The 25,031-nt window shown below is 46.4% G+C and carries 34 protein-coding genes; 6 read left to right on the top strand and 28 right to left on the bottom strand.

The annotated features are described in order from the left end of the window. The first annotated feature begins 5 nt into the window (after positions 1–5). The 5 genes from HMPREF0658_RS09895 (at position 6) to murI (ending at position 5,191) form a co-directional block, all read left to right on the top strand. The gene (locus HMPREF0658_RS09895; protein ID WP_006950561.1) at positions 6–2,624 is read left to right on the top strand and encodes a BamA/OMP85 family outer membrane protein; all 2,619 of its coding nucleotides are present in this window, start codon (positions 6–8) and stop codon (positions 2,622–2,624) included. Positions 2,625–2,682: 58 nt separating this feature from the next. Next, a complete protein-coding gene (locus HMPREF0658_RS09890; RefSeq protein ID WP_006950557.1) occupies positions 2,683–3,195 on the top strand; it encodes an OmpH/Skp family outer membrane protein in 513 nt (170 codons plus the stop codon). A 98-nt stretch (positions 3,196–3,293) separates the two neighbouring features. After that, positions 3,294–3,794, top strand: a complete 501-nt coding sequence (locus tag HMPREF0658_RS09885) for an OmpH/Skp family outer membrane protein (protein WP_006950555.1) — start codon at positions 3,294–3,296, stop codon at positions 3,792–3,794. Positions 3,795–3,857: 63 nt separating this feature from the next. Beyond that, complete coding sequence (locus HMPREF0658_RS09880) at positions 3,858–4,358, top strand: OmpH/Skp family outer membrane protein (RefSeq protein ID WP_006950553.1); 501 nt, start codon at positions 3,858–3,860, stop codon at positions 4,356–4,358. Continuing rightward, the gene (murI, locus tag HMPREF0658_RS09875) at positions 4,355–5,191 is read left to right on the top strand and encodes a glutamate racemase (RefSeq protein ID WP_006950551.1); all 837 of its coding nucleotides are present in this window, start codon (positions 4,355–4,357) and stop codon (positions 5,189–5,191) included. The genes HMPREF0658_RS09880 and murI overlap by 4 nt, the downstream gene beginning before the upstream one ends. Before the next feature lie 283 nt (positions 5,192–5,474). Here murI and HMPREF0658_RS09870 read toward each other — a convergent pair whose 3' ends face one another. From HMPREF0658_RS09870 to HMPREF0658_RS09850, 5 genes are all read right to left on the bottom strand, one after another. Then, positions 5,475–6,311: a Fic family protein gene (locus HMPREF0658_RS09870; RefSeq protein WP_006950549.1), complete on the bottom strand. Its 837-nt coding sequence runs from the start codon at positions 6,309–6,311 to the stop codon at positions 5,475–5,477. 10 nt (positions 6,312–6,321) lie between these two features. Beyond that, positions 6,322–7,062, bottom strand: a complete 741-nt coding sequence (locus tag HMPREF0658_RS09865) for a Fic family protein (protein ID WP_006950544.1) — start codon at positions 7,060–7,062, stop codon at positions 6,322–6,324. A gap of 218 nt (positions 7,063–7,280) precedes the next feature. After that, positions 7,281–8,927: a dipeptidase gene (locus tag HMPREF0658_RS09860; protein WP_006950542.1), complete on the bottom strand. Its 1,647-nt coding sequence runs from the start codon at positions 8,925–8,927 to the stop codon at positions 7,281–7,283. 23 nt (positions 8,928–8,950) lie between these two features. Then, a complete protein-coding gene (locus tag HMPREF0658_RS09855) occupies positions 8,951–10,594 on the bottom strand; it encodes a M23 family metallopeptidase (RefSeq protein ID WP_024990910.1) in 1,644 nt (547 codons plus the stop codon). 19 nt (positions 10,595–10,613) lie between these two features. After that, positions 10,614–11,102 (bottom strand): outer membrane beta-barrel protein, encoded by a 489-nt coding sequence (locus tag HMPREF0658_RS09850; protein ID WP_006950538.1) that lies wholly within the window; start codon positions 11,100–11,102, stop codon positions 10,614–10,616. Positions 11,103–11,250: 148 nt separating this feature from the next. Between HMPREF0658_RS09850 and HMPREF0658_RS09845 the strand changes: the two genes are divergently transcribed. Beyond that, entirely contained in the window at positions 11,251–12,897 is a 1,647-nt protein-coding gene (locus HMPREF0658_RS09845) for a glycoside hydrolase family 10-like protein (RefSeq protein WP_006950537.1), read from the top strand. Between the two features lie 628 nt (positions 12,898–13,525). On the opposite strand, the gene rplQ is transcribed toward HMPREF0658_RS09845, so the two are convergent. The 23 genes from rplQ to rpsC all read right to left on the bottom strand — a co-directional run bounded on the left by rplQ (position 13,526) and on the right by rpsC (position 25,031). Beyond that, positions 13,526–14,044 (bottom strand): 50S ribosomal protein L17, encoded by a 519-nt coding sequence (rplQ, locus tag HMPREF0658_RS09840; RefSeq protein WP_006950534.1) that lies wholly within the window; start codon positions 14,042–14,044, stop codon positions 13,526–13,528. 102 nt (positions 14,045–14,146) lie between these two features. Then, positions 14,147–15,139 (bottom strand): DNA-directed RNA polymerase subunit alpha, encoded by a 993-nt coding sequence (locus HMPREF0658_RS09835; RefSeq protein ID WP_006950533.1) that lies wholly within the window; start codon positions 15,137–15,139, stop codon positions 14,147–14,149. 12 nt (positions 15,140–15,151) lie between these two features. Then, positions 15,152–15,757, bottom strand: a complete 606-nt coding sequence (rpsD, locus tag HMPREF0658_RS09830; protein WP_006950532.1) for a 30S ribosomal protein S4 — start codon at positions 15,755–15,757, stop codon at positions 15,152–15,154. Between the two features lie 35 nt (positions 15,758–15,792). Next, complete coding sequence (gene rpsK / locus HMPREF0658_RS09825; protein ID WP_006950531.1) at positions 15,793–16,182, bottom strand: 30S ribosomal protein S11; 390 nt, start codon at positions 16,180–16,182, stop codon at positions 15,793–15,795. 90 nt (positions 16,183–16,272) lie between these two features. Beyond that, complete coding sequence (gene rpsM, locus HMPREF0658_RS09820; RefSeq protein WP_006950530.1) at positions 16,273–16,653, bottom strand: 30S ribosomal protein S13; 381 nt, start codon at positions 16,651–16,653, stop codon at positions 16,273–16,275. A gap of 75 nt (positions 16,654–16,728) precedes the next feature. After that, positions 16,729–16,845: a 50S ribosomal protein L36 gene (gene rpmJ, locus HMPREF0658_RS11170; protein ID WP_006950529.1), complete on the bottom strand. Its 117-nt coding sequence runs from the start codon at positions 16,843–16,845 to the stop codon at positions 16,729–16,731. A gap of 10 nt (positions 16,846–16,855) precedes the next feature. Further along, complete coding sequence (gene infA / locus HMPREF0658_RS09815; protein WP_006950528.1) at positions 16,856–17,074, bottom strand: translation initiation factor IF-1; 219 nt, start codon at positions 17,072–17,074, stop codon at positions 16,856–16,858. 2 nt (positions 17,075–17,076) lie between these two features. Beyond that, positions 17,077–17,877, bottom strand: coding sequence for a type I methionyl aminopeptidase (gene map, locus HMPREF0658_RS09810; RefSeq protein ID WP_006950527.1), 801 nt, complete (start codon positions 17,875–17,877; stop codon positions 17,077–17,079). Between the two features lie 14 nt (positions 17,878–17,891). Beyond that, positions 17,892–19,226, bottom strand: coding sequence for a preprotein translocase subunit SecY (secY, locus tag HMPREF0658_RS09805; RefSeq protein WP_006950526.1), 1,335 nt, complete (start codon positions 19,224–19,226; stop codon positions 17,892–17,894). A gap of 4 nt (positions 19,227–19,230) precedes the next feature. Then, entirely contained in the window at positions 19,231–19,677 is a 447-nt protein-coding gene (gene rplO, locus HMPREF0658_RS09800) for a 50S ribosomal protein L15 (protein WP_006950524.1), read from the bottom strand. A gap of 22 nt (positions 19,678–19,699) precedes the next feature. After that, complete coding sequence (gene rpmD / locus HMPREF0658_RS09795; RefSeq protein WP_006950522.1) at positions 19,700–19,876, bottom strand: 50S ribosomal protein L30; 177 nt, start codon at positions 19,874–19,876, stop codon at positions 19,700–19,702. 13 nt (positions 19,877–19,889) lie between these two features. After that, complete coding sequence (rpsE, locus tag HMPREF0658_RS09790) at positions 19,890–20,402, bottom strand: 30S ribosomal protein S5 (RefSeq protein WP_006950520.1); 513 nt, start codon at positions 20,400–20,402, stop codon at positions 19,890–19,892. 6 nt (positions 20,403–20,408) lie between these two features. Beyond that, the gene (rplR, locus tag HMPREF0658_RS09785; protein WP_006950518.1) at positions 20,409–20,753 is read right to left on the bottom strand and encodes a 50S ribosomal protein L18; all 345 of its coding nucleotides are present in this window, start codon (positions 20,751–20,753) and stop codon (positions 20,409–20,411) included. A gap of 21 nt (positions 20,754–20,774) precedes the next feature. Beyond that, entirely contained in the window at positions 20,775–21,341 is a 567-nt protein-coding gene (gene rplF / locus HMPREF0658_RS09780) for a 50S ribosomal protein L6 (RefSeq protein WP_006950517.1), read from the bottom strand. A 16-nt stretch (positions 21,342–21,357) separates the two neighbouring features. Further along, the gene (gene rpsH, locus HMPREF0658_RS09775) at positions 21,358–21,753 is read right to left on the bottom strand and encodes a 30S ribosomal protein S8 (protein WP_006950516.1); all 396 of its coding nucleotides are present in this window, start codon (positions 21,751–21,753) and stop codon (positions 21,358–21,360) included. A 60-nt stretch (positions 21,754–21,813) separates the two neighbouring features. Beyond that, positions 21,814–22,116, bottom strand: coding sequence for a 30S ribosomal protein S14 (gene rpsN / locus HMPREF0658_RS09770; RefSeq protein WP_006950515.1), 303 nt, complete (start codon positions 22,114–22,116; stop codon positions 21,814–21,816). A gap of 5 nt (positions 22,117–22,121) precedes the next feature. Then, complete coding sequence (gene rplE, locus HMPREF0658_RS09765) at positions 22,122–22,676, bottom strand: 50S ribosomal protein L5 (RefSeq protein WP_006950514.1); 555 nt, start codon at positions 22,674–22,676, stop codon at positions 22,122–22,124. Next, entirely contained in the window at positions 22,676–22,996 is a 321-nt protein-coding gene (gene rplX, locus HMPREF0658_RS09760; RefSeq protein WP_006950513.1) for a 50S ribosomal protein L24, read from the bottom strand. The genes rplE and rplX overlap by 1 nt, the downstream gene beginning before the upstream one ends. 25 nt (positions 22,997–23,021) lie before the next feature. Next, positions 23,022–23,387, bottom strand: coding sequence for a 50S ribosomal protein L14 (gene rplN / locus HMPREF0658_RS09755; protein ID WP_006950512.1), 366 nt, complete (start codon positions 23,385–23,387; stop codon positions 23,022–23,024). A 3-nt stretch (positions 23,388–23,390) separates the two neighbouring features. Next, positions 23,391–23,648 (bottom strand): 30S ribosomal protein S17, encoded by a 258-nt coding sequence (gene rpsQ / locus HMPREF0658_RS09750; protein ID WP_006950511.1) that lies wholly within the window; start codon positions 23,646–23,648, stop codon positions 23,391–23,393. 11 nt (positions 23,649–23,659) lie between these two features. Then, entirely contained in the window at positions 23,660–23,854 is a 195-nt protein-coding gene (gene rpmC, locus HMPREF0658_RS09745) for a 50S ribosomal protein L29 (RefSeq protein WP_006950510.1), read from the bottom strand. Between the two features lie 2 nt (positions 23,855–23,856). Continuing rightward, entirely contained in the window at positions 23,857–24,285 is a 429-nt protein-coding gene (gene rplP, locus HMPREF0658_RS09740; protein WP_006950509.1) for a 50S ribosomal protein L16, read from the bottom strand. Between the two features lie 14 nt (positions 24,286–24,299). After that, positions 24,300–25,031: a 30S ribosomal protein S3 gene (rpsC, locus tag HMPREF0658_RS09735; RefSeq protein WP_006950508.1), complete on the bottom strand. Its 732-nt coding sequence runs from the start codon at positions 25,029–25,031 to the stop codon at positions 24,300–24,302.

Genomic DNA, 25,031 nt, shown 5'->3' with positions numbered 1-25,031 from the left:
GATATATGAATTTTATAAAGAAGATATTCATTCTGAATCTCGTGACCACCGGCATCGCTTTGCAGGGCATGGCACAAGATAAAATCGTGAACCCCGACATCTCCTACGCCGGAACACCCCGTTCTTGCACCATCGGCGGCATAACCGTTACGGGGATAGAAGGTTATGAAGACTACATACTGACAGGTATTTCAGGACTTTCGATAGGGCAGGAAATCAGCGTGCCGGGCAACGAAATCAGCGATGCCGTGAAGCGATATTGGCGTCATGGCTTGTTTTCCGAGGTCTCCATCACAGCCGATTCCATCGTGGGCAGTCGCATCTATCTCAATATTCACTTGAAGACAAGGCCGAGGGTGTCTACCATCAACTACACGGGATTGAAGAAATCGGAACGTGAAGACATGGAGACAAAGCTCGGTATCATCAAAGGGTCGCAGATTACGCCCAACATGATAGACCGCGCCAAGAAGCTTGCAAAGAAGTATTTCGATGATAAGGGCTATAAGAACGCAGAGATAACCATTCGTCAACACGATGATTTAACGAATAAAGGGCAAGTGATTCTGGATGTGGATGTGGACAAGCAAGAGAAGATAAAAGTGCATCAAATCATTCTCGAAGGCAACCATGCCCTGTCTGATTCTAAAATAAAAGGAGGTTTACTCAAAAAAGGTGCGTTCTCAAAGACACACGAAGCCGGCAAGCTGTCTACCTTTTTGAAGTCGAAAAAATATACCCCTGAACGCTTTAAGAAAGACAAGCAGAAACTCATAGACAAGTACAATGAATATGGATACCGAGATGCCGTTATCGTAAAAGACAGTGTCAGCAATTACGATAAGAAGCACGTAGATATCTATGTGAAGATAGATGAAGGCCAGAAGTATTATATTCGCAACATCACATGGGTCGGCAATACCGTTTACTCTACCGACTATCTCATGGCGGTCTTAGGAATGAAGAAAGGAGACGTGTACAACCAAAAGTTGCTCAACAAGCGTTTGACCGAAGACGACGATGCCGTGGGCAATAACTATTGGAATAACGGCTATATCTTCTATAACCTTCAACCCACGGAAGTAAACATTGTAGGAGATTCCATCGACTTGGAAATGCGCATATTCGAGGGACAACAGGCACACATCAATCACGTAAGAATCAATGGAAACGACCGACTCTATGAGAATGTGGTAAGGCGTGAACTGCGTACAAAGCCCGGTGACCTGTTTTCTAAAGAGGCTTTGATGCGTTCGGCCAGAGAGTTGGCCTCTATGGGGCACTTTGATCCAGAGAAAATAGCCCCCGACGTAAAACCCAATTACGAAGATGGAACCGTGGACATCAATTGGGATTTGCAACAGAAAGCCAATGACCAAGTGGAACTCTCCTTAGGTTGGGGACAGACGGGACTTATCGGACGTGTCGGATTAAAGCTCACTAACTTCTCCATCAGAAACCTTTTCAACAAAAATAAGGAACATCGCGGCATCATGCCGGTGGGTGATGGCGAGACACTCTCTTTGGGAGCACAGACCAATGCCCAGTATTATCAGTCGTATAATGCTGCATATTCCACCAATTGGTTTGGTGGGAAACGCCCGATTCAGTTTAGTTTCAGCGTGTATTATTCCAAGCAGACGGATGTTTCAAGTAACTATTATAACAATGGCTACATGAATAACTACTATAACTATATGTATGGTTATGGCAACAGTTACTACAACAATTATGAGAATTACTATGACCCCGATAAGTATGTGAAGCTGCTTGGTGCCTCGATAGGATGGGGAAAGCGACTTCGTTGGCCTGATGACTACTTCACATTGTCGCTCCAGCTGTCGTACACCCGTTATATGCTGAAGAATTGGAGATACTTCTTGCTGTCCACAGGAAATTCCAACAGTTTGAACGTGGGTATCTCTCTGTCGCGCATTTCCACAGACAACCAACTCTTTCCCCGCCGCGGGTCGGAGTTTACAGCTTCGGTTACGCTCACTCCGCCTTGGTCGAAATGGGACAGAAAGGATTATAGAAATCTGGCTAACAACCCTCAATCGGCCACCTATCTGCAAGAACAGCAGGAGAAATACCGCTGGGTGGAATACCATAAATGGAAGTTCAAATCGAAGACTTTCACGGCACTCTCGGGCGCACAGAAGTGCTTTGTACTCGTGACACGTGTGGAAATGGGTCTTTTAGGCAGTTATAATAAATATAAGAAATCGCCTTTCGAGACCTATTACATGGGTGGTGATGGCATGAGCGGCTACTCTACAGGCTATGCAGAAGAAATTATCGGCTTGCGAGGATATGAAAACGGTTCGCTCACTCCCAATGGATATGCAGGCTATGCCTATGACCGCTTCACATTGGAACTGCGCTATCCGTTTATGCTCGGCAATACAACCATCTACGGTTTGGCATTTACCGAGGCCGGTAATGCGTGGAACGATACCAAGCATTTCAACCCGTTTGACATGAAACGCAGTGCTGGTTTGGGTATACGTATCTTCCTTCCTATGGTGGGACTTATGGGTATAGACTGGGCTTACGGATTCGACAAAGTGTTTGGAACCAAAGGCGGCGGGCATATCCACTTCTATCTGGGACAGGAATTCTAATCTCGGAAGAGGAGAATACTCACTCATCTACAGATAAAATCACTTAAAAGCAGAAACGATGAAAAAACGATTGATGATGATGGCCGTAGCTCTCATATCGCTGACGGCCAGTGCACAGAAGTTCGCATTGATGGACATGGAGTATATTCTGAAGAATATCCCTGCCTATGAACGTGCCAACGAGCAGTTGAATCAAGTGTCGAAAAGGTGGCAGGCAGAGGTCGAAGCCCTCAACAACGAAGCAAGCGCCTTGTATAAGAATTACCAGAATGAAGTCGTCTTCCTCTCTCAAGAGCAGAAAAAGACGCGTCAGGAGGCCATTATGAAGAAAGAAAAGGAGGCCAGCGACCTGAAAAAGAAGTATTTCGGACCAGAGGGCGAACTCTTTAAGAAGCGCGAAAGTCTGATTTCCCCTATCCAAGACGAGATTTACAACGCCGTGAAAGAAATCTCGGAACAGCGCGGCTATGCTCTCGTGCTCGACAGAGCCAGCGATAATGGCATCATCTTCGCATCGCCGAGGATAGATATTAGCAACGAAATCTTGCAAAAGTTAGGTTATTCCAACTAAAATGCGTATATTTGCAAACTCGCTTTCCGCAGGTAAGAAAGCGGGAAGCAATGACACGAAAACGTAAAGAATACAGTTAATTTAAAAAGAGAATAGAAATGAAGAAACTTATTTTGATGTTGATGCTGTTCGCTCCTCTGTCAATATTTGCACAGAAATTCGGACATATCGACGCACAGAGCATTATGCAAGGAATGCCCGAATTCATCAAAGCAAAGGGCGATATAGATGCTCAACAGAAGCAGTATGAGAACGATTTAAAGCTGATGCAGGACGAACTACAGCGCAAATCGGAGGAATACGACAAAACAAAGAGCACGATGAATGCTACCAAGCAGCAAGAAACAGAGACTGCTTTGCAGCAAATGTATCAAAAGATTCAGCAGACCTATCAGGACAATCAGCAGGCACTCAGCAAGGCTTCGCAAGAGAAAATGCAGCCCATTACCGAGAAATTGGTCAAAGCCATTAAGAATGTAGGCAAAGCCGGAGGCTACGTTTACATCATGGACCAAGCCAGCGGAATACCTTATATCAGCGACACCCTTAGCAAAGACGTTACCGCTGAGGTAAAGGCCGAGCTGCTGAAACTGAAATAACAAAACGATAACCATAAGGGCAGACTCGAGGGTCTGCCCTTTTTCATTACACCGCCACACGATATGAAAAAATCAATCCTTCCCCTTCTGTTTCTTGCACTGCCGCTCTTGGCTGTCGCACAGACGAAAATTGCCTGTTTCAGCTACGACGGCGCATTCCGTTCCATGCCCGAATATGCCACCGTGCAGCAGAACCTCGAAACCCTGAAAGCAAAATACGATGCCGAGACAAAGCGGGCAGAAGACGAGTTTAACGCCAAATACGAGGCCTTCTTAGACGGCCAACGCACTTTCGTTTCCACCATTTTGCAGAAGCGACAGGCAGAGTTGCAGGAATTGATGGACAAGAACGTCGCCTTTAAAAAAGAGGCCGCGCGCCTCCTTTCCCAAGCCGAGCAAGACGCTTACCGACCCTTACGCGACAAGCTCAATGCCCTGTTGAAACGCATTGCAGCAGAGCGAGGCTACGTGCTGATTATCAATACCGACAGCAACGCATGCCCCTATATCGACCAAAGTTTTGCGGAAGACATCAACAACCTCGTCAGAGAAGCATTGAAATGACCCATTCATCCGGCGCAGGAGCCATCGGTGTATTCGATTCCGGTTATGGCGGACTCACCATTCTGCATGAAATCAGGCAGCAACTGCCCATGTACGATTACATTTACATTGGCGACAATGCCCGTGCCCCCTATGGTTCTCGCTCGTTCGATGTGGTCTATGAGTTTACGCGACAGGCCGTCATGAAGCTCTTTGCACAAGGTTGCCGTCTCGTCATCTTAGCTTGCAACACGGCATCAGCCAAGGCATTGCGCACCATTCAGCAGCACGATTTACCCACCACCTATCCTTCGCGACGCGTATTGGGCGTAATTCGTCCCACAGCGGAGGTCATCGGCGACATCACCACTACCCGACACGTAGGCATTGTGGCCACACCGGGCACCATCAAGAGCAGGAGTTACGAGATGGAAATCGGCAAACTCTATCCCGACATCATCGTCACGGGGCAGGCATGTCCCCTTTGGGCTGCCATTGTAGAGGCCAATGAAGCCGATAGCAAGGGTGCCGATTACTTCGTCAAAAAGCGCCTCGACGAACTGATGAGCAAAGACCCGCACATCGACAGCCTGATACTTGGTTGCACCCACTATCCCCTGCTCCTCTCCAAGATACGCAAACATCTGCCCGCCTCCGTGCATATCATTCCCCAAGGCTGCTACGTCGCCCGCAGTCTCGACGACTATCTGCACCGCCATCCCGAGATAGCTTCGCGATGCACCCAAGGAGGCACATGCCGGTATCTCACCACCGAAAGTCCCGAACGTTTCCAAGAAACCGCCCGCATGTTTCTTCATGAAGACGTGCAAGTGGAGCATATCAGTCTGGAATAACCTCCAGCCATTCCCTTTCTTTATGTTTACCCTCAAGATACCTCAGTACGACACCGAGGGTATCTCATTTTCAATGTAGAGGTCTTGTTTTGTTTACGATTTTTGTTCCGCGGGTTGTCGGGAAGCAATTTCGTGTACAAAATTCTGTCAGCGGATTGTCGGGAAGCAATTTTGTGTGCAAAATTCTGTAAGAACGGTCGAAGCAGATATAACTGTAACGTGAGTTCGACGAATTCACGTTAATTATCTGAATATTAACACCCGAAAGTTACAATAAATTTCGCTATTTTTGCTGCTTCGTTTCCGAAGTAACGGTTGTGATACTGAGCGTGAGGGATTGCTCGAGGCAATGGGAAAGATAGTTGGTTAAGGGGGTGATTTGGTTGAGCTGGGCATTGGCTCCGTCGGACGGGATGAGGCCTACTGCGACGTCGCACTGATTGAGCACGGAGAGATATTGATTTTTGTCGGTGCTCTTGACTACAATCATCGGATAGCCGTGTTTGCAGAGGATGTAATTAACCAGCAGGCGGGCCATGCGACCGTTGCCGTCTTCAAAGGGATGGATGCGGATGTAACGATAGTGGAAGAGCGAAGCCAGTTGGATGGGTGATAGCGTGGCAGCGACTTCTTCGCGGTTATACCACGCGATGAGGTCGGCCATCAGTGCCGGCGTCTCTTCGGGCGAAGCGTATTCAAAGAGTTCGCCTGTGATGGTTCGTACCGAGTTGGGGCGCGTTTTGTATTGCCCGGCATGTATGGTGTAGGTAGTACCATCTGGATTTGTTACCTGATAGTCTTCGCGCAAAAGGGTTTGATGCAATGTGCGGATAAAGGTTTCGGTAAGCGGTCTGCCCTCCTCACGGGCTTCTGCTCCTATCATTCGCAACGCCACATTGTGCGCCTTCATCTCTTCCAAGTCGCGCATGATGGCGGGTTCGGCAACTCTTCCGAACAGCAACAGTAGTTCGGTTTGCCCATAGGTGAGCGTGTTGCCTTCGATGTGGTTGGAGTTGTAGTTGAACTCCAACATCAACTTCTGGTTGAGCCGCTCTTGGGCTTGCTGGCTGATGGGCTGAAGTGCCTGCCACTGCTTGTAGAGCTTTTCGATGTTGTTCATATTCGTGATGTTAGTTGTGAGGAATTCTGAAATAGTCCAACGTGGCTTTGTAGTTGTCTTGCGCGGTGAGGCAGGTGTCGAGGAGGTAGCCGTTGATGTGGTGCCATTCGCGCAGTCCGCGATAATAGAACATCTTGAGTTCGTCGGTGATGATAAACGGCACGATGTTGTTGGCCAGGCATTCTTTGAACAGGAGGAGGCGACCGACGCGACCGTTACTATCTTGAAAAGGATGAATGCGCTCGAAACGCACATGGAAATCGAGCAGGTCGTCGAGCGTTTTGGTGGGCTTGGCGTTATACTCGGTCAGGAGGCCTGCCATGGCGTTGTGAACATCTTCGGGTGCACAGGTTTCGGTGCCGCCTACTTCGTTGGGCAGCTGCTTGTATTCGCCTACGGCAAACCAGGGCTTACGACTGTCGGAAGTGGCGGATTTGAGCGTGGCGTGGAGCTGTTTGATGTTGGCTTCGGAGAGGGGCTGTTCGGCCGTGTCGATGATGAGGTCGATGCAACGGAAGTGGTTCATCGTTTCGACGATGTCGTCGACATTGATGGCATCTTCGGCAATGCCGACAGTGTTGGTCTCGAAGATATAGCGCGTTTGCTCGTGACTTAGCCTGCTGCCCTCGATGTGGTTGGAATTGTAGGTTAAGTCGATTTGCGTTTTGTGGTAGATGCCACCTTTCAACTGCATCGCCTTCTGTTCGCGGAGGGTGGCGAGGAGGGGATTTGCTGTGTTTGCTTGCTCCATAACCTGAATATCGAAAGAATTCGCTTAGCCCATGGTATAGGGCTAAGCGAGTTGGATGAGTTAAACTTATTCTTACTTCACTTCCTCAACGTCGGCGTCTTGGACGGTGCCGTCTGCATTGCTGCTTTGCGACTGATTGTTGGAAGAAGAGCCTTGGAAACTGCTGCCTCGTGTTTGAGGTCGTTGATAGCAGCGTTGAGGGTCGAACGTTTGTTTTCTTATTTCTTTGCTTCGGGCACGGCATAGCGGTCGCCGGTTTGGCGCACGAGCTGTCTTGCTACATTCTCAGGGATGCCGGGACGTGATACGCGTGCTCCGAGTCCTTCGGGTGTGCGTTCAAACACGCCGTTCTTCTCAGGCTTCACGGCCATATCGTTGTATTTCACGATGAGATACGTAGCGAGTTTTTTCCATCTGTCAAGCATCTGCTGTGCCTTGGTATTGCTGTAGTTGTTGAGATATGCAACAGCTTGCGCGGGGCTTTGGCGGTAGAGAGCCTGTGCCTTTTCCTCTATGCCGGCTTGCTGTGCGAAGTAGCTCTGCTCAAGGCTGTCGCGTACGGCTTTGAGAGAGGGGAAGAGTTGGGAGTATCTGGGGTAGGTCATGTTGCTCACCCAGTTGCATACCCAGAAAGCATTCTTGTCTGAGAAAGTAACGGCATCGGCTCCCGGGGTATTGTAGCATTCGGGTTGAATGGTGTTACCGCAGTAAATGGGCGTGTAGGCAACCATGTTGCCATCGTCGTTACCAAACCACAGCACGCCTCCAATCTGGCGGGGCAGCCACGAACGCATCTGACTAACGTATGAGAAGCCGGTCTGCTGGGTAGAGGTAGGACGTTCGTTGAAATACTTCTTCCCGTCCACTTCATATTGCAGCGGAGTGGGTCGATAGGGCATTTCCCACACGCCTTGTCCGAGGTCACGGTCGAGACTGAGGGCTGTTCCCTCGTAGTGGTCGCGCATGCAGGCTTCGATGTCTTGCACACTCACTTTTCTGTCGGGAACAATCCACAGGGGCATCGGTTCGGCGTTGGGGTCTTTGCCTTCTGCCCACGGGAGATAGCGGTCGAAACCTTTGTCGAAGTGACGGAAGAAACTCCACACGCGTGCATCGCAGAAGCGACGGCCGCCGAAGTCGGGGGCTGCATAGGTTTCGTTCCAAGAGAAGTCTTTGTCCTTTCCGGTAAACCAACCTTTAGAGCGTGCGAAGGAGATGCAGTCTTTGGAGAACATCACATTTTCTTTGTCTTTTTGGTTGAATGTGCGGATACGGCTTTGGTTGGCATGTCCGCAGATAGCATTGTCGGGAATGCGAATGGCTACCCATACGGCACCACGACTGCCCGGGCCTTTGCCCATCATCTCCATTATCCACGCCTCGTTGGGGTCGCAAATGGTGAAAGTCTCACCGCCGGAGTTGTAACCGTATTTCTCTACCAAGCTGGTCATTACCTTAATGGCTTCACGAGCTGTCTTCGAGCGCTGGAGTGCCACGTAGATAAGCGAACCGTAATCGAGAATACCGGTGGAGTCTCTCATTTCTTCTCGGCCTCCATAGGTAGTCTCGCCAATGGTTACCTGATACTCGTTGATATTGCCAATCACGTTGTAGGTCTCAGGAGCTTCGGGTATCTCTCCGTGATACTTCTTGTTGTCCCAATCGTAAATCTTACGCATCTCGCCCTTGGCATGTTTACCGGCGGGGAAATGGCAGAGGCCTATGAAGAGGCCGTAGTCGTCGGCATTGTAGGAACAGATAACGGAACCATCGGTTGAGGCCTTCTTACCTACGATGAAGTTCGTGCACGCATTGGCAGCTGTGAACGCTGCGAGCATGCAAGCGGATAATAAAAGTTTTTTCATGTTTTGATGGATTAGTATTGTTTTTAATAGATGACTTTTGTTATAAACGTTTGTTTGTTGTTTCTATTGTCTGTAGCTATGAACTTTAAAGTATGCAACCCTCCGGTGGGTGTAATTGGAGTATCGCTGAGATTGCATTTCACCCACGAGCTTTTAGGAACTTGCTCGAAGAGTATAAAGCGGTTGTCTATGTATCCCTCGTAATGCTTGAGGCCGCTACCCGTGTCGGTGATACCGAACTTTAGGATATGGCTGCCATTCCATGTATGCATGGCAACAGGATGGATAAGAGGCGGAACATCGTCGTAGGCAATCTCGTAGCTGTCGCCCAATTCTCGCACGCCGGTCGTTACCCAACCGTCTTTGTATATACCACCCAAGAAACGGGTAGGCATGAATTTGCTGCGGATGTAGAGTTTAGACTTGTCGGGTACTTTTCGGTTGAGTCGTATGCAAATAGAACTCCGTCCGAACAGTGGCAGCGAAACGTTATGGAAGCGGTAAGCATCTGAGAGCGAATGGGGCTGAGGCAAACGTGTGGGAGATAACTCTACGTCGTGTGGTAGACGATGCGGTGAAACGATGAGATAGGCACCTTGCTGTTGGATAAGATTCGTCACGTTGTATCGCAATTGCCGGAATGTATCGAAGGTCTTCGCTGCAGGCGCAGGTGTTTCCTTCCCTGTTACTGTGAATGTATATTCACGACTGTTTCCCTTTGCATCGGCCACAAGGAATGTCATGTGATAGTCGCGCGCTTCGTTGAAGTTGCAGATACCTCTATCCTTATCGGTGGAAAGGGCTGGCAACGTAATGCCCTCCGGCACGAAAGCACGCAGATACCATATCTTGTAACGTAGGAAATGGTCGTAATCTCCCCAAGCGTTTACCTGCCTACTAACACCAACGGGAATCCTGCTAAGATTGCTATGAAACACCTGCCGGCCATCCATCAACAGCTTTATCTCGCGCAACCCGTATCTATTGTAAGTTGCTTCCATGTAGTCGTTGCCCCAAAGGCCGAAACCCACCTTTCCCCATGCCGTGAATTTACGCGTAAGATGCTGGGAAGAGAAGCCAAAGCTCTGTTTCTTAGTCGACCCGCAAAAGGTGCCACCCATGGGATAGGCTATGAACGCATGAGCAAGCGGTGCCATGGAATCGACTACGGATGCGCCGATAAAGTCTAACGGGTCTAACATATCCCAACTTTGAGAATCGTGTATCTCAAAATGAAGATGCGGAGCTTGGCTAGCACCCGAGTTGCCACTGAAAGCAATCAACTGCCCTTCCGCCACCGGTAAATCTGTAGGTCGGAACTGCATTTCTCCTTTATCGGAATGATGCCGGTATTGCCACTGCTTCACGCATGCCGCGATGGGAGTGGCAAAACGGTTCAGATGACAATAAACGCTGGTCTGCCCTTGCGGATGCTTCACGTAAACGGCCAAGCCCAATCCATAGAGCCCCACAATGGCTTTGCTCACATAACCGTTGCCGATGGCATAGACAGCTTTCCCCTCCACCTGTCCGGTCTTTATGTCGATACCGCCGTGGAAATGGTTCAGACGTGGCTCGCCGAAGTTACCCGCCAGAGCGATAGAATAGTGCACGGGCGAAGAAAACAAAGTCAGTGACGACAACAACATACCGATAGAGAGACTCAAGGCGTTCTCTTTTAATAGGTCAGATATAAATGCCGAAGCCTACTCGCACGCCAACGGTGGAATAGTCTTTCTGACTTTTCAGCGACATATCATAATAAAGAGCCGGCTCAATCGTTACCGTTTTGCTGATATAGAAAGCATATCCGACTTCTACGCCGGGCATCACGTCGTTGTAGTTATGCCGGGCATGCACAAGTTTACAATTGGCACCGAGATAGAGGCCGTTTTGTATGATATAATAGCGCGCACCGATACCGGCAGCTAAATAAGTCGGCACGTCTTTGTTACCCGAATGTTGTATCGAGGCTTTACCCAACACCATCCAGTCGTCTGTGAAGAAATAGCCGGCCAGAGCTTCCACGCCGAGATTCATCTTTTCCGAACTGTTATAACTCAGGTCAAAGCCCGAGAGCGAGGCTCCGGCATACTTCCGTCCTTCTTCAAACTGTGCGTTGGCTGTCAGCGTAAGGGCTAACAAGGCCGAGAGCAATAAGATTTTTCTGTTCATGATGCGTTTTCAAATTAATTTTCATGTGGATGGCTCTTGCGTCTAAGACGTTTTTGAAGCCAGCACAAAAGTACATAATTAATTTGAGATACCGGAATTTATTCATAACTTTGCATGCAATAATCACATCTCGTTCTCTTTTTCCAGCATGAAGCGTTTATCAGCAACCCTCGCATCTCTTTTCTTTTTCCTCAGTCTTTTCTCTCAATCTTCATATCCCAAAAGGGAGGTTCGCGCCGTATGGCTGACAACCATCGGTGGTTTGGATTGGCCGCATTCCTATGCCCAATCTTCCACTTCGGCCGAGCGGCAGAAGCAGGAACTGCGACAGTTGCTCGACCGATACCGACGCGCCAACATCAACACCGTACTTTTGCAGACACGCATCCGCGCAACGGTGATATACCCCTCTCAGATAGAGCCGTGGGATGGATGCCTATCGGGACTCCCGGGCAAATCGCCGGGGTATGATGCCCTGCAGTTTGCTATTGATGAATGCCACAAACGCGGCATGGAACTACATGCGTGGATAGTGACAATCCCCATTGGAAAGTGGGATGCTTACGGGTGTCGGCAACTGCGTCGCCATCGTCACAAGATGCTTCGCAAAGCAGGCGCAGAGGGATTCATGAACCCCGAACTTCCCGAGACCGCCGACTACCTTGCCGACCTTTGCGCGGAAGTGACAAGGAATTATGATGTAGACGGCATTCATCTCGACTACATCCGCTACCCGGAGACATGGCCGGCGAAAGTGAACAAAGCGCAGGGGAGGGCGCATATCACCCATATCGTGCGCGCCGTGCATGAGCGTGTGAAGGCATTGAAGCCTTGGGTTAAGCTCAGCTGTGCACCTATTGGCAAGCGCGATGACTTAACCCGCTTTTGGAGTCACGGGTGGAATGCCTACACCACGGTTTGCCAAGACGTGCAAGGCTGGATGCGTGAGGGCTGGATGGACGAGGTCTTCCCCATGATGTATTTCAAGGACGAGCAGTTCTATCCTTTCGCTATTGACTGGGCAGAGTCGGCCGCAGGCAAGATAGTAGCCCCCGGTTTGGGTATTTACTTCCTGCATCCGAAAGAAAAGAATTGGGCACCGGATGTCATCACGCGCGAGATGGCTGTGCTGCGGCAAAATGGTCTGGGGCATGCTTTCTTCCGCGGGAAATTCCTCACCGACAACGTGAAAGGAATATACGATTTCACTGCCGACCGTTTCGACCTCTATCCTGCTCTCGTACCGTCGATGCCATGGCTCTATGCCCGCAGACCAGCTGCGCCCACTCGGTTTCAGACGGTGGAATCCGCAGGCAGCATCACGTTGCGATGGAGCGGGGCAACCGACCACAGCGGCGCGCCCTATCTATTATATAATGTGTATGCCTCGTCGGTCTACCCCGTGGATGTTGTCGATGCGCGAAACCTAATAGCCCCGCGGCTGACGACACCGTATTTGCAGATTCCCTCGGCAGCCAACCGTTATTTTGCAGTGACGGCCATGGACAGATACGGAAACGAAAGCGAGCCCTTGCAGATGAGCGAGAAACGACTTTCGCCGACGTTGACATTTTTGCCAACCGATGGCCGGACGCTCCGTCTGCCCGACGATGTGAAGCTGGTCGATGCCGAATACGTCGTCATAGAAAGTATGACAGGAACGATCGTAGCCACGCGCCCCATTCAAGCGGGCATCATCCACGTGTCGATGCTTAAAAATGGCGTGTACACCGTTCGCACGCTCGACCGGAAACACGTTACCCATCGCTTGGGCATGTTGATACTCAAACGCTGATGTCGGCATCCGTACCCTATACAGATGGCATTTGTCCGTGGTACAGACACAGTTCGTCCGTGGAAAGGTCGGCAATCTTTCTCGTCACAAATCATATCTTTTGTAGATGCGGACGACCATTTTATTTTATTTTATTTCATTTCCATATGCATGATTAATAAGGATGTATCGCATCGCACTCCGTTGGCGAGGACGAAGTTCTGGCCAAGCCCGACGACTTCGATGACGACGATTGGGAAGACGGCGAGCAGACCACCGGAACGGGATACGACTTGTGGGCAGAGTAAGTCGCGCACTCTACGGAACGGATTGAGCCTCTGCCGGCACCATGCAATTGATGCGAAGCCTACAAGCCTTTGTTTTCAACCGCTGCCATCCAGCGAAGCGCAATAGTTCCCGACAGGGCGACGGAGGTGGGGTACTCTTCAATCCTCCATCACTTACGCGAATTCGGGATAAGGTTATCCAAACTGTAAGTCCCAAAGAGGCTATTGGATGAAATTCTCTTATCCCGAACTCGTGTAGATATGAAAAGTAGGGTCTTCCGTGAGAGTTGGAAGGACAAAAAATCCCTCAAGAACTAATGTCCTTGAGGGATTTTATAATAATGAGCTTTCTCTACAGCGATTTATTCTGCCTTAGGTGCTTCGGCCCGTTCTGTTGCAGGTGCTTCTTCGACAGGTGCCTCAGCTTTGGATTCTGCTACGGCTGCTGGCTCAGCTGTTGCCTTGCTGCGGCGACTGCGGCGTGTCTTCTTAGCCTCTGCTTTAGGAGTCTTCGCCATATTCTCGTCGAAGTCTACCAGCTCGATAAACGCAATTTGAGCGGCATCTCCTTGGCGTGTACCGAGCTTAATGATACGTGTATATCCGCCCGGACGGTCACCGACCTTGGCTGCCACCTCCTTAAAGAGTTCGGTGATAGCATACTTGTTTTGCAAATAGCGGAATACTACACGGCGCGAATTTGTGGTATCATCCTTTGAACGCGTGATAAGCGGTTCCACATATTTCTTCAAAGCCTTGGCTTTGGCAAGGGTCGTAGTGATTCTTTTGTGCATAATCAGCGAGATAGCCATGTTTGCGAGCATGGCATCACGATGAGATGCAGTACGACCCAGATGGTTGAATTTCTTATTGTGTCTCATTGTTTGTCTACAATTTTAGGTAGTCAAAGCAGCGGAGGAATCGCCCCACTCCACCCTCATGGAAAGGTAGGATTGCCTGCCTACTGCCCTACTCTACTCCATTTAATCTTGGTTTAATTTATATTTGGATATATCTGTTCCAAACGTAAGATTCAGACTCTCGAGCAAATCATCAAGCTCTGAAAGCGATTTCTTACCGAAGTTGCGGAACTTGAGCAGGTCGGTCTTGTTGTACTGCACCAAGTCGCCCAATGTTTCGACATCGGCGGCTTTCAGGCAGTTGAGGGCGCGCACACTGAGGTTCATATCCACAAGGCGTGTCTTCAACAGTTGACGCATGTGCAAGACTTCTTCATCAAACTCCTGATTGCCTTCGACATCAGGACTTTCGAGTGCAATCTTTTCATCGGAGAACAACATGAAATGATAGATGAGAATCTTTGCTGCTTCTTTCAGCGCATCCTTCGGCTGAATGGAACCGTCCGTATCGACTTCTATCACGAGTTTGTCATAGTCTGTCTTCTGTTCAACACGATATGGCTCTACTGTGTATTTGACGTTACGGATAGGGGTGTAGATAGAATCGATGGGAATGACATTCACATCAGTGCAGAACTCACGATTTTCATCGGCCGTTACATAACCGCGGCCTTTGTTAATAGTGAGGTCAATCTGCATGGAGGCTTTGGCATCTAAATGACAAATCACCAAATCAGGGTTTAACACTTCAAATCCAGTCAAATACTTGCCAATATCACCGGCTTTAAATTCCGTGGAATTCTCTACGGTAATGCTGACTTTCTCATTCTCGAATTCTTCTACTACTTGCTTGAATCTTACTTGCTTCAAATTCAAGATTATGTTGGTAACATCCTCCTTCACACCGGGAATGGAAGAAAATTCATGCTCAACACTACCGATACGCATGGTGTTGATGGCATAACCTTCCAGCGATGAAAGAAGAATGCGGCGCAGGGCATTACCTATGGTAACCCCAAAACCAGGCTCAAGAGGACGAAACTCGAACTTGCCGAACTTGTCATTAGCCTCCAGCATTACTACTTTATCAGGTTTTTGAAATGCTAATATCGCCATTAATTCAATGATTTATTTAGAGTACAACTCAACGATTAACTGTTCCTTAATGCTTTCAGGGATATCGGCGCGTTCGGGCTTATGCAGGAACTTGCCACTCTTGGAGTTGTTATCCCATTCTATCCACGGGTACTTGCTATGGTTAAAGCCGGCCAAAGCCTCTTCTATGACTTCGAGAGATTTCGATTTCTCACGAACACCGATGACCTGCCCAGGCTTTACAGCGTAAGAAGGAATGTTTACCACTTGTCCGTCGACAACAATGTGCTTATGTCCTACGAGCTGACGAGCCGCAGCACGTGTGGGGGCAATGCCCATACGGAAAACGACGTTATCGAGACGGCTTTCCAAATTCTGCAACAATACTTCACCGGTAATACCATCGGCCTTGGCTGCTTTCTCAAACATATTACGGAACTGACGCTCAAGCACACCATACGTGTACTTAGCTTTCTGCTTCTCTGCCAACATGACACCGTACTCGGAAGTCTTCCTGCGACGATTGTTGCCATGCTGTCCAGGAGGGAAGTTTCTCTTGGACAAAACTTTGTCTGCACCGAAGATGGGTTCACCAAAACGACGTGCAATTTTAGATTTCGGACCTATATATCTTGCCATAATATTTAAATGTGCTTATTGATTGATGTTGATAATTATACACGACGACGCTTAGGAGGACGACAACCATTGTGGGGCAGCGGTGTAACATCAATAATCTCAGTTACTTCAATACCCGAAGAGTGCACTGCACGAATCGCTGATTCACGTCCGTTACCCGGTCCTTTAACATACGCTTTCACTTTGCGGAGACCGAGGTCGAAAGCTACTTTCGCACAATCTTCTGCTGCCATTTGGGCTGCATACGGCGTATTCTTCTTTGAACCACGGAATCCCATTTTACCGGCAGATGACCATGAAATAATCTGCCCTTCATTATTTGCAAGAGATACAATAATGTTATTAAAAGAGCTATGTACATGAAGCTGTCCAATAGCATCAACTCTTACATTCCTTTTCTTTGATGTTGCTTGTTTCTTTGCCATAATCTTTTAAGTTTTAAGTTTCAAGTCTCAAGTCTTAAGTTATCAGAGTCTGACTCTGTTCACTCCTTACTTTCAACTCTCCGTTAAATGCTATTTAGTAGCTTTCTTCTTATTAGCAACAGTCTTCTTCTTTCCCTTACGGGTACGAGCATTGTTCTTCGTGCTTTGACCGCGTACAGGAAGACCGTTACGATGACGAACTCCACGATAACAACCAATATCCATCAGTCGTTTGATATTCATTTGAACCTCTGTGCGAAGGTCACCTTCAACTTTGAATTCAGCGCTGATAATTCCACGGATTTTAGCTGCTTGGTCGTCAGTCCACTCGCTGACCTTCAAGTCGCGGCTTACGCCGGCTTTATCCAATATCTTTGCTGAACTACTTCGACCGATGCCATAGACATAGGTCAATGCGATTTCGCCACGCTTATTCTGGGGCAAATCTACTCCAACAATTCTTATTGCCATTGTTAATAATTAATTTGATAAAGTTAAACTATTCTTGTTAGGGAGCAGGAGAATACCTACTCATTACAAATTGAATTAGCCCTGACGTAACTTATACTTAGGGTTCTTCTTGTTGATAACGAACAAGCGACCTTTACGACGAACAATCTTACAGTCGGGTGTGCGTTTCTTTAACGATGCTCTTGTCTTCATATACTTTAATTTATTTGTATCTAAATACGATTCTTCCTTTTGTCAAATCATAAGGACTCATCTCTATCTTTACTTTGTCACCCGGCAGGATTTTAATATAGTGCATTCTCATCTTACCTGAGATATGCGCTGTAATGGGACAACCATTCTCCAATTCTACCCGAAACATTGCATTGGAAAGAGCCTCTACAATTGTTCCATCTTGTTCTATTGCGGACTGTTTTGCCATATTTAATCTATTATTCCTTCTAAACGTTCTACTTCTTCAAACGACGATAAAATTTCAGGTCTGCCCTTTCTTATAGCAATGGTGTGTTCGAAGTGACAAGCAGGTTTTCTGTCTTGTGTACAGATTGTCCAACGATCAGGCATCATACAAATATGGCGACTACCCAATGTTACCATCGGTTCAATAGCTATACACATTCCTGCTTTCAGCAATACGCCGTTGCCACATTTCCCATAATTCGGTACTTGAGGTGCCTCATGCATTTCACGACCTATTCCATGACCCGTTAGTTCACGCACGATACCATAACCTTGCGTCTCACAATGGTCTTGAATCGCTTGTCCTATATCGCCTAAATGCTTTCCTGCCGTTGCAGCCTCAATACCCAAATAGAGAGACTCCTTTGTGGTCTTCAGCAATTGTGTGATTTCAGGAGAAACCTCACCCACACAAAAGGTATAACATGAATCTCCATTAAAACCGTCGAGCAACGTTCCGCAATCAATCGAAATAATATCGCCCTCTTTCAACACCGTTTTCTCATCCGGTATTCCATGAACAACGACTTCATTGACAGAGGTACAGATGCTTGCAGGAAACGGTTCTCCAAGTGGATTAGGAAAATTCTTGAACGTTGGAATCGCTCCATTGTCTCGAATAAACTCTTCCGCTATTTTATCCAAGTAGAGAGTCGTTACACCTGGCTTGATATGCTTTGCTAATTCACCCAACGTACGTCCAACAAGTTGGTTTGCACGTCGCATCAATTCTATCTCATCGTCCGTCTTCAGAAATATTTTCATTCTTCTGAAGTACTTTAGTAGGCAGACATGTTACTGTTGCGAGTACGTCCAGCATTCAACAGACCGTCATAATGCCGCATCATCAAATGAGACTCAATTTGTTGCAATGTATCCATCACAACACCAACGAGAATCAAGAGAGATGTCCCTCCGAAGAACTGCGAAAATCCCTGTTGTACATTTAACAGACCTGCCAATGCGGGCATAATGGCAATAAATGCAATAAACAGAGCTCCCGGCAAAGTAATTCGAGTCATAATGGTATCTATATATTCAGCGGTATCATGCCCAGGCTTAACACCCGGTATAAAGCCATTGTTACGCTTCATATCTTCTGCCATCTGATGCGGATTAAGGGTTATTGCCGTATAGAAATAGGTGAAAGCCAAAATCAGAATCACATATACTATATTATATAGTAGACTCCGATTGTCCATCAATGAACTAAGCAAAGTTCCTGCACTGCCAGAAGAATATCTCACAACAGTCAGTGGAATGAACATCAATGCTTGTGCAAAGATAATTGGCATCACATTAGCAGCAAATAGTTTCAACGGGATATACTGTCGAGCACCTCCATATTGGGTATTACCCACAAGACGTTTTGCATATTGAACCGGAACTCTTCGTGTTCCCTGCACCAACAATATCGCAGCACAGACAACAGCATAAAGAATCAAAATTTCTATGATAAACATCACAAGGCCACCACCGGTGATAGCTGTAAAACGTGAACTAACCTCCTGAATAAAGGCTTGAGGTAAACGAGCAATAATACCAATCATAATAATGATAGATATTCCGTTACCTATACCTTTATCGGTAATACGTTCACCCAACCATAGGATAAACATACTCCCGGCAGCCAAAATAATGGTTGCTGGAATCATGAAGACCTGCCATGAAACACCCGCAAGTGCACTTTCTGCTTGCAACTTCAGATTAATCAGATACGAAGGAGCCTGGAACAATAGGATAGCTACCGTCAGGATACGTGTATACCAATTAATCTTCTTGTGGCCACTTTCACCTTCGCGCTGCATCTTTTGGAAATAAGGTACAGCAACGGCAAGAATCTGCATGACAATCGAAGCTGAGATATAGGGCATAATACCTAACGCGAAGATAGAAGCATTAGAAAATGCCCCACCAGAGAACATATCCAAAAGTGACATCAATCCGCCACTGGTTTGCGACTGTAACTTTTCCAACTGACTCGGGTTGATACCGGGAAGTACCACAAACGAGCCAAAACGGTAAATAGCCGTAAATAGAAGCGTGATAAGGATACGCTGACGCAAATCCTCAATCTTCCAACAGTTCCTTAGTGTCTCAATTAATTTCTTCATTGTCTTAGATTATTGTTGCATTACCACCTACTGCCTTAATAGCTTCTTCAGCAGTCTTAGAAAAAGCATTGGCCTCTACATCCAACTTTGCTTTCAAAACACCGTTGCCGAGAATCTTCACCAACATCTTACCATTCGTAAGACCCGCCTCTTTTAACTCAAGCAGACCGATCTTGGTGAGATTCTTTTCCTCAGCAAGCTTTTGTAATTTTGAAATATTGACAGCCACATACTCCTTGTGATTGATATTTTTGAATCCGGCTTTGGGCACACGACGCTGTAAAGGCATCTGACCACCTTCAAATCCAATTTTCCTCTTATAACCGGAACGAGCCTTGGCACCTTTATGTCCACGAGTAGAAGTACCTCCAAGTCCAGAACCTGTTCCTCTACCGATACGACGACGTGAATGTGTGGAGCCTTCTGCCGGCCGTAAATTATTTAATTTCATAATCGTTCTTTTAAAAGATAAACTATTCAACAACAGTCACCAAATGGTGAACTTTACGAATCATACCCCGAAGAACAGGAGAATCTTCTTTCTCAACAACTTGTGAGATTCTGCGCAGGCCCAAGGCTTGCAAAGTGCGCTTTTGGTCTACTGGGGCACCTATCTTACTCTTAATCTGTTTGATCTTTATTGTTGCCATATACTGTTTCTCCTTATCCTCTAAATACTTTATCCATACTGATACCACGATCACCGGCAACAATATAAGCATCACGCATTTGACTAAGAGCCAATATCGTAGCCTTTACCAAATTATGCGGATTACTGCTACCTTTAGACTTTGCAAGAACGTCCGTTACTCCGGCACTCTCCAGCACGGCACGCATTGCACCTCCGGCAACCATTCCTGTACCGGCTGCTGCAGGCCTTAAAAAGACCTTAGCACCATCGTAAGAAACTTCCATCTCATGAGGTATAGTTCCTTTCAGTATAGGAACTTTCACCAAATTCTTTTTGGCCGATTCTACGCCCTTTGCAATAGCCGCCGTTACTTCACCGGCTTTACCAAGTCCCCAGCCAATGACACCGTTACCATCACCAACAACAACGATGGCAGCAAATGTGAAAGTACGGCCACCCTTTGTTACTTTCGTAACGCGGTTGATGGCAACTAACTTGTCTTTCAACTCAACATCACTATTTATTTTTACTCTATTCATTGCCATAATCGTTTAGAAATTAAGTCCTCCCTTACGGGCTGCATCAGCCAATTCTTTTACACGGCCATGATAGAGATATCCATTACGGTCGAAGACTACGGTGGTGATACCTGCGGCCTGTGCCTTCTCTGCTACCAATTCGCCCACTTTCTGTGCTTGTTGAATCTTCGGCATGGTTTCCATCCCTAATGAAGATGCAGATGCAAGAGTCTGGCCGGTCAAATCATTGATTATTTGAACATAGATTTGTTTATTACTACGAAATACACTCATGCGAGGGCGTTCTGCAGTTCCATTAACGTTCTTACGAATTCTATATTTAATCTTGATTCGTCTTTCTACTTTCTTTGTTGTCATAATTACAAATAATTATTTAAGTTATTTGGCCGAAGCAGACTTACCAGATTTTCTGCGAATAACTTCACCCTGGAACAATATACCTTTACCTTTATAAGGTTCTGGCTTGCGGAAAGAACGAATCTTAGCACAGATAAGCCCCAACAGCTCCTTATTGCAAGACTCCAAGATTAAAAGAGGATTCTGATTCCTCTCGGATTTTGTCTCCACTTTGACCTCATTCGGCAATTGGATAAAAATGGGGTGTGTATATCCCAATGTAAACTCTATCAGATTTCCCTGATTAGAAACACGGTATCCTACGCCAACCAATTCCAATACTTTCTTATAACCTTCACTTACTCCAATGACCATATTATTAATCAGTGAGCGGTATAAACCATGAAAAGCCTGTTTCTGCTTGATATTAACAGGACTATTCGCATCTACTTCAAAAACAATCTGGTCAGTGCCAATATTTACTTTAATAGAGGAGTCTACTTTCTGTGAAAGTTCGCCCTTAGGGCCTTTAACACTAACAATACCGTCTTTTTGTGAAACGGTTACACCCGAAGGGATGCTAATTGGTAAATTTCCTATTCGTGACATATTCTAATTCCTCCAATTAATAAACATAACAAAGCACCTCACCGCCGATCTTGAGATCAACAGCTTCCTTGTTTGTCATTACTCCCTGAGATGTGGATATAATGGCTATACCCAATCCGTTAATTACTCTCGGCATGTCTTTATAACCGGTATACTTACGCAAACCGGGCGTAGAGACGCGTTTCAGACACTTAATGGCACTCGATTTCGTAGTAGGATTATACTTTAAGGCAACCTTAATCAATCCTTGAGGGCCATCTTCAATGAATTTGTAATTCAATATGTAACCTTTCTCGAAGAGAATCTTTGTGATTTCTTTCTTCAAGTTCGACGCAGGAACCTCAACGACACGATGATGTGCCATAATTGCATTCCTAAGTCTTGTCAGATAATCTGCTATTGGATCTGTCATATAAAAAATGTTTAATTAATCGGGACATCCCCGACAATATTAAAGTGTAATTTTCTTTTTCTACCAGCTGGCTTTCTTTACCCCGGGAATTAAACCGGCCGATGCCATTTCCCTAAATTGGATACGCGAAAGACCAAACTGTCGGATATATCCTTTTGGACGTCCGGTCACTTTACAACGGTTGTGCAGACGAATGGGATTTGCATTTTTCGGAATACTCTGCAACTTACGAGCAGCCTCATAAGCAGCAGTAATGTCATTGGAAGTTGCAATAATCTTCTTCAAGGCTGCACGTTTCTCCGCATAACGTGCCACCAATCGTGCACGTTTCACTTCGCGAGCTTTCATTGACTCTTTTGCCATATCTTTTAATCGTTTTTAGCGTTCTTAAAAGGAAGACCGAATGCCTTCAGTAAAGCATACCCCTCTTCATCTGTCTTGGCAGATGTTACAAAAGTAATGTTCATACCTTGGATACGGTCTATCGCATCAATATTAATCTCAGGGAAGATAATCTGTTCGGTGATTCCCAAGGTATAATTACCACGGCCATCAAACTTACTTTCAATTCCCTTAAAGTCACGAATACGTGGAAGGGCTACACGAATTAATTTCTCAAAGAATTCGTACATCCGCTCACGACGTAATGTCACCATCACACCAATAGGCATTTTCTTACGAAGCTTAAAATTGGCAATATCTTTCTTAGAGAAAGTTGCCACAGCTTTCTGGCCTGCGACGGCAGAAATTTCATTAATGGCAACATCAACAATTTTCTTGTCTTGAGTAGCATCGCCCAATCCTTGATTAATCACGATTTTCTTCAAGACAGGAATCTGCATTGTCGAAGAATAATTAAATTCCTTCTGTAATGCCGGAGCGATACGCTCCGCATAGATTTTCTTTAACTGTGCTGTATCCATTATTTTATTTCCTCCCCAGATTTTTTAGCGATACGAACCTTTGTACCATCTTCTTTTACAGAGATGCCGATACGAGTAGCTTTGCCACTCTTGGGGTCTATCAAACTTAAATTAGAGATGTGTATAGGAGCCTCTTGTCGAACAATGCCTCCCTGCGGGTTCTTTGCAGATGGCTTCATACTCTTAGAAACCATATTCATACCCTCTACGATAGCACGTTGCTTGTCGACTAAGACTTTGAGTATTTTACCTTTCTCACCTTTGTTTTTACCGGCGAGTATGATAACCTCATCACCTTTTCTTATATGAATTTTGTTCATTTCGTAATTCCTGTTTTTAGTTTATTTAAAGAACCTCGGGTGCCAAAGAAACAACCTTCATATTCACGGCACGAAGCTCACGAGCTACAGGACCGAAGATGCGGCTACCACGAAGCTCACCCGCATTATTCAACAATACACAAGCATTGTCGTCAAATCGAATATAAGAGCCATCAGCACGACGGATTTCTTTCTTCGTGCGAACAATCAAAGCCTTAGATACTGCACCTTTTTTCAAATCACCTGAGGGAATTACGCTCTTGACAGAAACGACAATAATATCCCCCACACTAGCATAACGGCGACCGGTACCACCGAGGACACGAATACAGAGAGCCTCGCGTGCGCCACTGTTATCACATACTGTAAGTCTTGATTCTGCTTGTATCATAATTTACTTCGCTTTTTCGATTATTTGAACTAATCTCCATCTCTTTGTTTTAGACAGAGGACGAGTTTCCATGATTTGAACCATATCACCTACGTTCGCCTCGTTCTTCTCATCATGCACATGGTATTTCTTTGTCTTTTGAACAAACTTACCATATATCGGGTGCTTCTCTTTGAACTTCGATGCAATAACAATGGTTTTATCCATCTTGTTGCTTGTAACGACACCCGTTCTTACTTTTCTTAAGTTTCTTGTTTCCATCTATACCATTGTTATTTATTAAGTTCTCTCTGACGGAGTTCTGTCTTCATACGTGCAATATCACGACGAGTAGCCTTAATCTGCGATGGATTCTCAAGTGGAGTAACATGATGATTAAACTTCATTTTATTCAGTTCCTCTGTCGTATGCTCCAATTTCTCAACCAAATCCTTGGTCTCAAATTCCTTTATTTCTTTCATCTTCATAATTAAGCGTTTTTATCGTAATCACGTCTAACAATAAACTTTGTTTTGACAGGCAATTTCTGTGCTGCAAGACGCAATGCCTCTTTAGCAACATCAAATGAAACGCCTTCCACTTCAAAGAGGATGCGACCCGGTGTAACCGGTGCCACCCACCCCGCAACGTCACCTTTACCTTTACCCATACGGACATCGGCAGGTTTACGAGTAATGGGTTTATCTGGGAATATACGTATCCAGACCTGACCTTCACGTTGCATATAACGGTTTACGGCCACACGGGCAGCCTCAATCTGGCGGCTGTCAATCCATTTTGCCTCAAGTGTTTTGATGCCGAATGAACCGAAAGCCAATTGTGTGCCTCTGCTCGCGTTTCCTTTATTACCGCGCCCGTCTTGAGGTCTTCTATATTTTACTCTTTTTGGCTGTAACATGATAGCTTCTACTTTTAACGGTTACTGTTTCTCTTACGATTACCTCTTCCCGAACGTCCGCCACCTTGTGTACGGCCGGCACTTTGTTTTTCTTGAGCGAAATTAGGAGTAAGGTCACACTCACCATAGACTTCTCCACGGCAGATCCATACCTTAATACCCAACAGTCCGACCTTCGTTAAGGCTTCGGTCTGACAGTAATCAATGTCTGCACGGAAAGTATGCAAGGGTGTACGTCCCTCTTTAAACATTTCCTTACGTGCCATTTCTGCACCATTCAGACGACCGGTAATTTGCACTTTAATACCTTCTGCACCAGCGCGCATCGTATTGGCAATCGCCATCTTAATAGCACGACGGTAAGCAATCTTTCCTTCTACCTGGCGGGCAATATTGTTGCCAACGATATTCGCATCAAGTTCGGGTTTCTTAACTTCAAAAATGTTGATTTGAATTTCTTTATCGTAGAGTTTTTTCAGCTCTTCTTTCAGTTTATCAACATCCTGTCCGCCTTTACCGATAACAATACCCGGACGGGCAGTACAAATAGTAATGGTAACGAGTTTCAAAGTTCGTTCGATGACAATACGTGATAGACTCGCCTTTGCCAAACGTTCGTTGAGATACTTACGGATTTTCCTGTCCTCGATGAGGTTATCTCCGAAGCTCTTGCCTCCGAACCAATTTGAATCCCAACCACGGATAATACCTAAACGGTTGCTTATTGGATTTACTTTCTGTCCCAT

Source organism: Hoylesella marshii DSM 16973 = JCM 13450 (assembly GCF_000146675.1).
GTDB classification, from domain to species: Bacteria; Bacteroidota; Bacteroidia; order Bacteroidales; family Bacteroidaceae; genus Prevotella; species Prevotella marshii.
This window is presented reverse-complemented; position numbering and strand designations above follow the sequence as displayed.